The sequence below is a fragment of the Gimesia benthica genome, assembly GCF_009720525.1.
GTDB lineage: Bacteria > Planctomycetota > Planctomycetia > Planctomycetales > Planctomycetaceae > Gimesia > Gimesia benthica.
Genome location: NZ_CP043930.1, coordinates 2079741 through 2092086, shown reverse-complemented (window position 1 = coordinate 2092086; position 12346 = coordinate 2079741). Strand labels below are relative to the sequence as shown.

10 protein-coding genes are annotated in these 12346 nt (G+C 50.6%); 6 read left to right on the top strand and 4 right to left on the bottom strand.

All coding sequences use genetic code 11. The features are described 5' to 3' along the window. Positions 1–10: 10 nt before the first annotated feature. Both F1728_RS07900 and F1728_RS07895 read right to left on the bottom strand, forming a co-directional pair. Positions 11–187, bottom strand: coding sequence for a hypothetical protein (locus F1728_RS07900; RefSeq protein WP_155363661.1), 177 nt, complete (start codon positions 185–187; stop codon positions 11–13). Between the two features lie 82 nt (positions 188–269). Next, the gene (locus F1728_RS07895) at positions 270–866 is read right to left on the bottom strand and encodes a TadE/TadG family type IV pilus assembly protein (protein ID WP_155363660.1); all 597 of its coding nucleotides are present in this window, start codon (positions 864–866) and stop codon (positions 270–272) included. A gap of 338 nt (positions 867–1204) precedes the next feature. On the opposite strand from F1728_RS07895, the gene F1728_RS07890 reads away from it, so the two are divergent. Then, the gene (locus tag F1728_RS07890; RefSeq protein ID WP_194242734.1) at positions 1205–1699 is read left to right on the top strand and encodes a TadE/TadG family type IV pilus assembly protein; all 495 of its coding nucleotides are present in this window, start codon (positions 1205–1207) and stop codon (positions 1697–1699) included. Between the two features lie 68 nt (positions 1700–1767). Beyond that, positions 1768–2988 carry a hypothetical protein gene (locus F1728_RS07885; protein ID WP_155363658.1) on the top strand — a complete coding sequence of 407 codons (1221 nt, stop codon included), beginning with the start codon at positions 1768–1770 and terminating at the stop codon, positions 2986–2988. Between the two features lie 361 nt (positions 2989–3349). Here the strand turns inward: F1728_RS07885 and F1728_RS07880 are convergent, their stop codons facing one another. Then, a complete protein-coding gene (locus F1728_RS07880) occupies positions 3350–4831 on the bottom strand; it encodes an arylsulfatase (RefSeq protein WP_155363657.1) in 1482 nt (493 codons plus the stop codon). Positions 4832–5142: 311 nt separating this feature from the next. On the opposite strand from F1728_RS07880, the gene F1728_RS07875 reads away from it, so the two are divergent. Next, positions 5143–5919 carry a M90 family metallopeptidase gene (locus tag F1728_RS07875; protein WP_155363656.1) on the top strand — a complete coding sequence of 259 codons (777 nt, stop codon included), beginning with the start codon at positions 5143–5145 and terminating at the stop codon, positions 5917–5919. A gap of 513 nt (positions 5920–6432) precedes the next feature. Beyond that, a complete protein-coding gene (locus tag F1728_RS07870; RefSeq protein WP_194242733.1) occupies positions 6433–7302 on the top strand; it encodes a tetratricopeptide repeat protein in 870 nt (289 codons plus the stop codon). Positions 7303–7433: 131 nt separating this feature from the next. Here F1728_RS07870 and F1728_RS07865 read toward each other — a convergent pair whose 3' ends face one another. Next, positions 7434–7880, bottom strand: coding sequence for a hypothetical protein (locus F1728_RS07865; RefSeq protein ID WP_155363654.1), 447 nt, complete (start codon positions 7878–7880; stop codon positions 7434–7436). Positions 7881–8417: 537 nt separating this feature from the next. Here F1728_RS07865 and F1728_RS07860 point away from each other — a divergent pair. Continuing rightward, positions 8418–9056, top strand: a complete 639-nt coding sequence (locus tag F1728_RS07860; RefSeq protein WP_155363653.1) for a right-handed parallel beta-helix repeat-containing protein — start codon at positions 8418–8420, stop codon at positions 9054–9056. Beyond that, a complete protein-coding gene (locus F1728_RS07855; RefSeq protein ID WP_155363652.1) occupies positions 9029–12334 on the top strand; it encodes a beta strand repeat-containing protein in 3306 nt (1101 codons plus the stop codon). Before F1728_RS07860 ends, F1728_RS07855 begins: the two co-directional genes overlap by 28 nt. Positions 12335–12346 lie beyond the last annotated feature (12 nt).

Here is a 12346-nt window from a genome sequence, read left to right as displayed (position 1 = left end):
TTCGCTTTGATTATCTGCGGTCCGAACGATTCCAGCGTTTTTTAGCTTCCTCTTCGAGCTCTTCTGCTTTCTGCCTGGAACGTTTCTTCCACTGATTCAAAATCAGGGTCAGAAGAATCAGTAGTGCGAGATAGATTCCCAGGATTTTGAACAGCCAGATGAACAGGTCGGCGGCAATCTCGTTCATGGACAGGGAAAACTCATTAATCTGGTTCAGCGACTGGCTCAACAGTGACCTGGTGCAGGGGAGTGGGTAAAGTGCTCTTTACCTACTCTAGTTCGGTCATCGCGCTGATTTCAAGTTGTTTTCCCGAAAGCGAAAAGCCGAAGTAGGACAAAAGGTCAGGGATGGGGGCTGTGCCATTCGTATCGGTTAGATTGACGCAGACAGTCACCTTCATTTCGCTACGCGGCGGTGGCGATGAGCCATCATATGGTTCTGGACCGACCGGAGAACAGGGAATAGACGAATTGCCTATCGTCGACGTAAGCGTACCAATTCCAGTCCCACTTCCAAATTGTATAGCTACAAATACATCTCCTTGATTGGGGGCGGCAGGGCTTGCTGACACATCGAGTGTCAATGAATTGATGGCCATATATTCCTGAATCAGGTTGCCAATATCCCCAGTAGTAGCCCCCACCTGAGCTGCTTTCCGGGAACCCTCAATTGCAGCTGCTGTGATAGATTGTTGCAGGATCACATAAAAACCGAATTCTATGATCGCCAGCGATAGCATCAATATTATCGGGAAGGCCAGAATGAATTCCAGCAGAACGGAACCAGAACGCTGTGTGTGAACACACGATCCTGCAAATCGTTTTGACTGGGCTCTGGTCAGAGCTGGAGGCCTTTTGCGAATCATTCGACGTGTTTCTCATTCTTTAGAGTGTTAACTAACGGAGACATTCGCTTAGCATCTGCTAAGTTTTGTTATCATGTTTCCAGTCAACATGTTTTAGGTCAGTGTCAACTCATTACAAAATGAGCTCAATTTAGTTGTCTTGCCTCGGTTATCAGTTAATTCAACCTGGAAAAGAGACACTGACTGTCTAGGGAACGCAAATTGCTTGCCAAACTACTATTGTGACATAAAGAAATTTTACTGTCAGACTCCTTTTTCAAACAGAAATACAGCGGTGTTTTACTGTGCAAAAACACATAAATAAATCAGGTGCCCCGAGGGGAAATCGATCCGGGGCTGTGGTATTGGAGCTTATCCTGACAGCACCAGCGTTCTTGATCATCATGCTGGCAATTGTTGAATTTTCGCTCGTTTACACGGCAATTGAACAAACGGCATACGCCAGTCGTACTGCAGCGAAAATTGCTTCTGAAACGAATTCTGGTTCCCTGGATACCTTGGTCAGTTCCGGCGATTTGAAGAGCCGCGTTGACAGATATTTGCAGGTCGGGGGACTTCCACTTGGAAGCTGCCGCGTGATACTTCAATATAATGTCTTGACTGGGGGAGTGGTTGAAGATGACAGGGATCCGGATCCGGCAGTGGCAGGCTGCGATTGTGGACCTCCTAGTTCGACATTACCTTCGGTAACAGGAGCGTCTGCTACTGATTCAGTGCGTACGACAGTCTGTGTCAAGCTGGATGGCAATATCCCTGATTTTCTCTCTGGTCTGGGGTTTTCTATTCAGGATTATGTGGTGGAAGAATCCACCACGTACATTTACGAACTTTGATTGTGGCAAACTCTTACGAAACTGTGCCTTCAATTTTTAATAACACGAGAAACTGATTTATATTTCCCATGCAAACACTTCACACAAAACAACAACTGCATCAGAATCGACGAGGGATTGCCATCCTCTGGCTAATTCTCTGGGGGGGGATGTTTCTGACGTTTTTCTGTGTTGTACTGGAGATTTCAACTCTGTGGCAGGCGCATGTTGAATTCAAAAACTCGATGGATGCAGCTGCGCTGGCTGCTGTCAAAGACTGGGGGGTGAGTGGCGTTGGTCCAACTAACATACCCAGGAATGTTGGGGTTGCCTACACGCAAGCAAATCCCATTCTTGGCACGACATTCACGCCGCAAACTAATTTAGGTACTGTGACGCCAGCGAACCCCAATGCGAACGACACGAACAACGGAAATTTTGTATTTGGTGCCATCAATGGTGTCACGGCCCCGATTACATTTAACGGAAATGCAGAAGTCAGCTGTGCCGCCGGTGATGTTACCATCAGGATTACAGATAACAGCGCTGATGGTGGCGTTTATGCCGATTCGATCTACGTGAGTTTTAATGAGGGATCGAATCTTGCCATCGATTCCATTAAATTTATCCTTCCAGATAAGGTTAAGGGGCCGGCAAGTGCCTTTGCTTACTTTGATTCCTCTGACCCACCTCAGGTGTTAACACCATCGAATGCTGATATTACTCTAACCGGTTGGGATCTGAACGGTCTGGATACGGAACCCTCTTCCCATGGACCTGCTCCCGACTATCTGAACCGCATCTGGAGTGACCCAAACAACAATGGTGATATCTTTTTTACATTTGAAGATCAGCTGGAAGCTCCTGAAAAATGGAAATCAGTCCGGATCAATTTTAACGGCAATTCCTTTATCGAAACTGACTTCTTTCATTTTGGAGTCTCCACGAATCAGTTAGGCCCCTCTGGATATCCTTCTCCTTATCCAGGTAATGTGGGAGAGGCATTTGGATACTACGGGGTTACGGTAGAGGTTGAATTCCGCAATACAATAACTAATCAGACATCAACGGGCTTCGGTGTATTTGTTGATGATCCAGGAACCAGTTCCTCAGAGGTACATCTAACAGGTGGAGGAGGGGGCTTTCCCGCGGTCGTGGCCCAAGCGACTGTACCCGTGCAGGGCTTCTGTACATCGCTGTTTGGAGTCAGCTTCTTCAATGTGTCTGCTTCATCCGTTGCCTATTATGACTGCAGCACTAACCGCACCCACCTTGTCGATATCACAAACTTTATCTTTCCCGTTCCCTGAGTTTCTGAGCTTACATTCTGTCAGGTGGCTGACAATACCTGGGACTCTGTTTCAGGTTGCCAGATAATTTAATATCAACTCGAAGACGTTTGGTGTGTATTTGAACTTTCTTCCGGTTCTTCAACCTGATCGATGGTAAAGCACATCATCGCTTCCTTTCCAACTGAAATCTGGTGGACGACTTTCCCTGTCTGAATTCTTTCCTGTCTGCAATAATTACGTTCAAAATGCAGGTCTGCTGGAAGGAATCTGGAATAATCTCAGATGGCTGTTCCGCGTTGAGTGAATAAAGATGCAGGCATAAACAAAGCAGACTGCATGCACAGTCTGCTTATATTTATTTCTGTTGCTTGCCGTGATATTAGAACCGCTGCTTGCCGTCGCCGGGGGCTGGTTGCTTCCTGGCTGGTTTGCCACTCGGTTTCCAAAGTGGATCAGAGCTATGAGCTGAATCCATCATGGCTTCCAGCTTCTTGACGAGTTCCGGGTGTTTGGCAGCCAGATCAGTGCCTTCGCCCAGGTCTTCTTCGAGGTTGAACAGTTGAGTTTTGCCTTTGAAGATGGGCATGCGAACGGCTTTCCATTCGCCGTAGCGGACTGCCTGCTTACCACCCCGTTCGTAGAATTCCCAGTACAGGAAGTCGTGTTCTTTCTGTTGGTCAGGTTTGCCTTCCAGGGTGGGGGCAATACTCACGCTGTCCAGGCCCTCAGGGCAGGGGACGTCGGCCAGGTCGGCCGCGGTGGCCATCAGGTCGCCGAAGTAGCCGATGTGGTCTGAAACGCTGCCTGCGGGCGTCGTACCGGGCCAGTAAGCGATGAATGGCACCCGAACTCCCCCCTCATACAGATCACGTTTCATGCCGCGGAGCGGTCCGTTGGCGTCGAAGAATTCCGGATCATTGCCCCCCTCGCGGTGGTGACCGTTATCAGAGGTGAAGATGACCAGCGTATTCTGGTCGATATTCAATGCCTTCAGTCGATCCAAGATCTGACCCACACCCGTGTCCATGCGGGTGATCATGGCTGCCTGACCTTTGTTCTGTTTGGTCCAGTCTTTCTCGTTATAGATGCCATAGTCGGGGACTTCCTGACCATCGCCGACTTTTCTGCCCGCTTCATTATTAGCATGCGGGATCGTGAGTGCGACGTAGAGAAAGAAGGGGTTTTGTGCGCTGCGGTCGATGAATCCCAGGGCTTCCTCCAGGATCAGGTCGTGGGAATAGTCCACTTTTTTCGTGGCCACGCCGCCCAGTCGGTCTTTGCCGGTCGGGCCTTTGGAAATGGTGCTCGGATCAACGACGTTTCGCAGGGCGACTTTCCTGTCATTCTTCCAGAGGAACTCGGGATAGTAGTTGTGGGCGTTGTGCTGGTTCAGATAGCCATAGAAAAAGTCAAAGCCCTGCTTGTTGGGAACTCCCGCTGTGCCTTCCTCACCGATGCCCCATTTCCCCGTCAGAGCCGTCGTGTAACCTGCTTTTTTCAGCAGTTCGGCGACTGTGAAGTCCTTGTCCTTCAGCGACTGGTTTTCCTTGACCCAGGTATTGCCACGCACACGGGTGTGTCCCATGTGCCGACCGGTCATCAGAACACAACGCGAAGGGGCACACACGGTACTTCCGGCATACATTTGGGTGAACTTCATCCCGTCAGCTGCCATCTGGTCGATGCGGGGCGTCTGGATCTTCTGCTGTCCGTAGCAGCCCAGATCGCCGTAGCCCAGATCATCGGCCATAATGAAGATGATGTTTGGCTTTTCAGGGGCGGCCGCGAAAGAACGGACCGGCGCGGAACTCAGAAAGCAGAGTGCAGCAGTGATGAGTAACAGGCGAGCGATTGTTTGCATAACTGGTTTCAATTCATGTTGAAGGTCTTAAATGATTGCGGGCAGCGATAACTTCTGCACTGACAATTCTGCCACGTTTGGCGTACGTATTCAATATTGAGGCCGGGAACCGGGAATTCCGGCCACTGAACAGAGGCTGTTTCGGCTTTTTTGTGATTTTTTCCAATCTCTGCGGTGTTTACTCGAATCAGGTCCTCTCGGAAATCGATAAAAGTCAGAGGAACAGCAGGGGCTGAGTACTATAATGCTCACAGATGTGCCTATCGTCGAACAGCAGTGGTATTGAAATCAGCGAGTGAGGAACTGGAAATATGTTACTGACGTGGTGGCGTAATCGTCGTCGTCGCAAGATTCTGGCCTCACCGATGCCTGAGCACTGGAAAACCTTTCTGGATCAGCATGTGTCGCAGTTGTCTCGACTTTCTCCCGAACAGCGAGAGCTGCACTATCAGCGTGTGCAGATTTTTATCCAGGAGAAGTACTGGGAGGGCTGCAACGGCTTCGAGATTACTGAAGAAGTGCAGTTACTGATTGCAGGCCAGGCCTGTCTGTTGACGGTTGGTTTTGCCAGCGACTGTTTTGATCGACTGGCGACAGTGCTGGTGTACCCTGATACCTATGTCGCGAAAGAGACAATGGTGAATTCAATTGGTGTCATGACGGAAGGCACTTCTTTCCGGCTGGGAGAAGCCTGGAATCAGGGGCCGATTGTTCTGTCCTGGGCGAACGTGCTTGAAGGGGCTGAGATCCCTGATGACGGCGAAAACGTCGTCTTTCATGAATTCGCCCACTACTATGATGCAATCGATCGTGAAATGAATGGCACCCCTCCTTTAAACAGTGAAGAAGCATACCAGCACTGGGGCGAGGTGATGACGCGGGAATATGACGACCTGGTGGATCAACTCAGGCACGGACATTCCCGCTTCATAAATCCCTACGCGGCCACCAATCCGGCCGAATTTTTTGCGGTCTGCTCCGAACACTTCTTTGAGCAACCCCTTCAGATGCAAGAGTACTCACCAGAATTATATGAAACGATGAAACTGTTCTATCGACAGGATCCCGCAGCCGCCGACCGTGGCTGAAATTCCGCCTGGAATTGTCGTGTTGTGTCTGGTGTACCACATTGTCGCTTTGGGACCCAGCGCCTGTATAAACCGCTCTCAACCGGCAGAATCTGCCGATGGGAAGGGCGTTGTTAAGATATAGGCTTTGATCCAGATAGGAATTCAAGAAGAGTCTAGGGATTCTTTGAGTTCTTTCATCTTGCTGCAATTGTTAGTCGATACTTGAGAGTAAGTCCTTCTCTTGAGCTGAAAAATCTGTTCAGTGGAGAGGGCATCGAATGGATTCACCTTCGAGCAACTTTCAGGTCAAAATAACCTTTGACGTTTTTTGTTTCTGCCCAGGGATGGTCTGAGTGTTTCTCACAATGGATCGTGAAAAATCACAATAGAATTTTGTGAGGTAATGGAATGCGAAACTCAACAACGTGGTCTCTGGTCATCCTTTCCGGAATGGCCACTCTCTTCTCAGCAGGATGTTCCCATACCGGTAAAATGGCGGGAATGAATCTTCCTCTGGAAGAATCACCACAAATGATAATGGCAAGAACGGCCGAGGAAAAAGGCCAGTTTGTCAAAGCAGAACAGACATATCGTGTCATGTTGCAGCGGAATCCTAAGAATGTAACCGCTTTGCACCGCATGGGCATTGTCAGCTCCAAAATGGGTAAGCACGACATGGCAACCCGTCATCTGATGGAAGCTGTAAAGATCCAGCCGGATAATTCCAAGCTGCTGACCGATCTGGGTTACGCCCTGTATCTGCAGAACGATCTGCCCGCTGCAGAAATCGCACTGGAAGAAGCGATCAAGCGTGATGGCAGTTCCAAGCGGTCATTCAATAACCTGAGCCTGGTTCTGGGGCATCAGGGACGGATGGATGAAGCCTACCAGGTTGCCCGGACTGTTCTGAGTGCAGAAGAAGCCCATGCCAATATTGGCTATATCTGCCTGCAGCGGGGAATGCTGGAAGACGCTTCACGGCACTATAGTCAGGCTCTGGAAATCAATCCTGAACTGGACTCTGTCAAAGAAGCGATTGTGCAGATCGCAGAACTGCAGAAAAAGCAGATGGAGCAGGCCGAACCACAGCCTGAGGTCATGGTGGCTGAGACAGCACCTGCAGCTGAAACTGTGGAAGCTGTCGTAACTGAAACCGCAGCTGCTCCCGAATCTGAGTTCCGGGTGATTACGGATTCCGACGTCGATGTCATCAATTCTGAGATGATCCCGGCCAGCGAAACTCCAGTTGCCCAGATTTCTGCTGTGCAGGAACTGCCGATTCAGGGATTTGAGCCTCCGCTCAACATCAGCAATGATGATTACATTCCCTCCGACGACGGGGCTTTCTTCGAAACTGTCGAAAGTGCTGAATCGGTAACAAACGTACGCAGTGCTGAGTAATTTATCAGCCCGACATCAAGTCAAATAAAAAAGCAGAGGTCTTCGGGCCTCTGCTTTTTTGCGTTTCATCAACCTGATTTGTAGAGTGAGTCCGTGGTGGAGCCTCCCTCTGCATCTGATAAGGGATTCCCTCAGGGCGCCTGTTGTGGTGTCGTGGTGATCTTGAACTGTGTCTGGCTCGCTTGGGACTCCTGTGGATCCAGTTTCTGGAACAACAGCTTGCGATCGAGTTCAGCACGCTCTTTCTTCTCCCCGGTTCGTTGCACGTAGGTTGGGGTTAACTGGAAGTGCTTCGGGGAAAACGCCTCATAATCGAACCACAGTACGGCGTTAATCTCAGACCCTCGCATATCCATGATCATGGTTGCCGGGTTTGATTCCTGGTCCAGATAGTAGCGTCCCTTTCTCCGCGGTCCACGGTTAATGCTGTAGACCGTACCATCCTTCTCAAAAATCATGTTGGGACCGCCAGAACTGTGCCAGCGCCCGACCAGAAACTCTTCATCTGATTGCTGACAGGCAGATAACAGGCTGATAGCTGCCAGTAGGATCCATGGTTTGAGTTGGTTGGTGTGCATCGATTTCCTCAACACTTTGTATTGCCGTGATTCATTAACGTCATTCCTATGCCTGTACTGAGTACAGTTGGAAGTGCTCAGTTCCGAGGCTGACTCCATTGTGTGCAGGTTGATTATGACAAGTAAAGAAGGGGGTGTGCAATATCTAAGTAAAAAGGATGAAATGTGGCGCATGGGTAGATATGTCGCAGATGGATAGGCTGAAATCCCTCAAAGTGGACAAATAGGTCTGTGTTGTGAAATGTGTGCGTTCAGGTAAAATTATTAAAATTGGAATAATAGGGGTTATTTTTGTGGAAATTTACTGATGGTTACGATACTGATGGTTAAGAATATTAAGATGGAACGTCTGCGCAAATTTTGAATAACAGGCGCAATTATGTGACTACAGAGACAGCGTGATTTGCATTTAGAGGCATTTGACTGCCTCAAATGAAAGTAATGTCTGCCCTATGGTTCACTGTTCGCAGGATACAAAGATACAAACGCACCCAACGATAAGCTGAAAAAAAACTTAATCACTCAGGAGTTTCCAGGATGCTGCTTACCAATTGGCTTACCACTTTGACCTCACGCATCAAAAAACGCCCCACTTTCCGCTCGCGTGACCGCCGTGCAATTCGACGTCGCTGGCAGACCGCCACTCAAAACCAGATTACCACAGCTGAAGTTCTGGAAGACCGCACGCTGTTGACGACATTCTTTGTCGATGATGACTACACCTCTGGATCAGATTTCAGCGGGACCGACACCGACCCCGGCACAGGTGGAGACCAGAACGCCGTATGGAATGTGACAGCATTCGCGACGATTCAAGATGCAGTCAACGCTGCAGCCGCCAGTGGGGACACGATTCAAGTCGCCGCGGGTACCTATAGCGGGCTGATCTCATTAAACAAGTCGGTCGATTTGCTCGGAGCTAATGCAGGTGTCGACCCGAATGGCATGGCCCGAGCAGCCGAAAGTATCATCGACCATGATGGTTTTTATGCGATTCAGCCGACTGCCGACGATATCACGATTGACGGTTTTTCCTTCGAAGGAAACGGCGGACGTGTGATCGATAGCTACGCAGGTGCGGATAACCTGACCATTGCCAACAACATTTTCAACAACACAAATATTCCGGGGGGCAAGGTGGCATCCAGTTGCAATCCGGTTCGTTTGATGATTTGACAGTCGAACAAAACCTATTTCAGTTCACGGGAGACGGAAATGCGCTGGTGGTCGGCGGAGGCGGTTCTTTCGAGAGAATGCACATTGTCGGAAACCACTTCGCTGGAACGACGGGGGGAATCTTCCAAAACGGTGGCACGATCAATGACGCTGTCGTCGAACAGAACGAGTTTACAGGCGGCGTCGGGATGAACATGGGCGATGCTGGTAATATTCAGATCCGAGAAAACCTTTTCGATGGGAATTTCTACACTGGTTTTCAGGTTGGAACAATTGATGGTGAAATCGTCGGCAACACATTTCAGAACATCGAAGCCTACCCTGGTTTCTTTGGGCAGGCATTCGAGCTCTGGGGAGGACAGTACGGCACGACTGTTTCAGCGAATGTGACAATCGAGAATAACGTGATCCACTACAATGATGTTGCCGGTGCTGCCGAGCCGACTCACGGGATCCGATTACGTACCCCCGATGGAGGATCGGGGATCGATGCATCCACAATTCACATCAACAACAACGCATTTCTCGATGGCGGCGTTCGCGGCGATGCCAAAGCGATTCGACATTTCGGTGACCAGACAACCGCTGTCGATGCGTCGGGAAACTGGTGGGGAACCACCAGCGAAAGTAGTATTGCAGCGTTAATGGAAGACGCAGATGGCGGCACACCACTCATGGTCGACTTCACATCGTTCCTCGACAACGGCACCGATACCGATGGCGTTACCGCAGGTTTTCAGGGCGATTTCTCCACGCTGAATGTGACTGCCTTAGGAGGTCAGACCGGTCCTGTCGGACGCATCCAGGAAGCTGTTGAGAAAGTTACTCCCGGCGGAACGATCAATATCAAAAGCGGCACCTATGCCGGAAATGTTGATGCGACTGCAACTGGTGTCGATAAATCTGTCACGCTGGCTCCTGGCAACAGCCCCGGCCAGGTCATTATCAACGGCGATTTTATTCTCAACGCCGATGACACACTCGACATCGAAGTCAATGGAGCAACCGCCGGATCTGGTTTTGATCAGTTCGTCGTGAGTGGGACCGTTGATCTCGGTGGCGCCGCTTTGAACCTGATCGACGGATATGATCCCGTCGATGGTGACGTATTCACGTTGATCCAGAACGATGGAGCCAGCTCTGTTACAGGTACATTCGCAGGACTCCCCGAAGGTTTTGAGTTCATCGACTTCCTGGGCAGTGGGCTGAGTGCCTATCTGACCTACGTCGGTGGTGACGGAGACGATGTTGTCATTCACATGGTCGATTCCACACCGGAAGTCGACCTGCCGACGAATGGTACTGACGATGAATATACGATCGAAATCGATGGCGGGAGCGTGGTCATTACCGAAGTCGGTTCCGGTAATATCATTTCTTCCATACCTCTGGCTTCACTGAATGGCCCCCTGGTGATCAACGGTGAAGACAATCAGGACGATACCCTGACGATCGACATGACCGGCATTGATCACACCACGCCGCTGCAAATCGAATTCAACGGTGGGGTCGGCGGATTTGATACTGTGGAACTGATCAATGGCAGCCTGACCTCAATGGAATACTTCTTTGTCAATAACAGCGACGGTAGTATTCAGCTCAATGGCTCGGGAATCGATTTCATTACATATACCGGCCTGGAGCCAATCTCGTCTACGATTAACGCAACTGACGTGACACTCAACTACGGCGGCACCAGCGAAACCATCACGGTGACCGACGCAGGGGGAGGTCAGACCACGGTTAACTCATCTGCCGGGGAAATCACGACCTTCAATAACCCCACAGGAACTCTGACGATTAACGCCGGCGGCGGTGATGATATCGTCAACGTCAACTCGCTGGACCCTGCCTTTGCTGCCAATATTATTATCAACGGTGAAGGCAACGACGATACCGTCAATCTGGCGGCAGCACTGACTCTGGGCAGTGGTAATACCACCATCAATGCCGAAGACGTCAATGTGAATGGTGCGGTCACCACAACCGGTGCTGTCGACATCAATGCCGGTGATACCATCGTCTTCGCGCTGGCGGGCAGTATTGCTGCAGGGGCCAGTAGCATCGACCTTGATGCTGTGAATAATGTTGAACTGGGGCAGGTTGCTACCAGCGGCGATGTGACCGTCACCTCGACAGCAGGGGCAATCAATGATGCGAATGTTGGTGCAATTAACATTACCGCGACCAATGCCATATTGACGGCCGGCATCGGAGCCGGTGCGGGTGATGCTCTGGAAACGGCTGTTTCGAACCTGGAAGCGAATATTGGTGCTGGTCTGGAATTAGAAAATACCGGCACACTGCAGATCGGTGGCATCGGCCCCGTGATCGGCTTGACAGTCGGCGGGGCTTCCGTCATTACCTCGACCGATACGATGACGGTGGCAGAAAATATCTCTGCCACAGGCGGCGCGCTGGAACTGGAAAACACCGGCGGGAACTTTATCCTGAATCCAGGTGTGACCATTTCCAACAATGCGGCTAATCAGATTGACATCGATTCCGCTGGCGCCGTGACCATGGCGGACGGAAGTCAGATCACCCACAGCAGCATCGGTCTGATTGATATCGACGCGGTGACCAATATTGCTCTGTCATCGATCTTCACCTTACTGGAAGTCCAGCTGACAACGACCACCGGCAGTATTACCGATAATACTGCTGCGGAAGGCACACTCATCAGTGCCGGTAGTGTTGCCTTGCGAGCTGCAACGGGGATCGGGGGCACTGGTGCTGCAGACATTGATTTGATTCTCAACACCCTGGCTGCCAATACGACCAGCGGTGATGTCTATCTGTCTGAACCCTCTCAAACCACGGTCACTACTGTGAATGGCCTGTCGGGGATTACAGCCGGCGGTAACATTGATCTGAATATTGGTGGCACCCTGGACATCAACCAGAAGATTGAAGCTACGGGAGCTGCATCCACGATTAACCTGGCCGCTGACGGTGACATCAATGTTACCAACAATGTGATCACCAATGGCGGCGCGATCGACCTGTTGGCCGATAATGATCTGACACTGGGAGCCTCTTCGCTGGTCGATACGACATCTTCCGCTGCGGTAACCCTGACGGCAAACGCAGATGGTCTAGGTGGCGGTGACTTCACACAAAATGAAGGTTCTCTTGTCGATGCTCATGGAGGGTTAATCGACGTGGACGCAAGTGGGAATGCCTTGATTGCTGATCTGCAGAGCGCGGGGGGATTGTTCAGATCCGATCCACGCAGGGGGCCATCCAGGATAATACGCTGGCTGAAGCACCGCTGATCACCGCCGCTC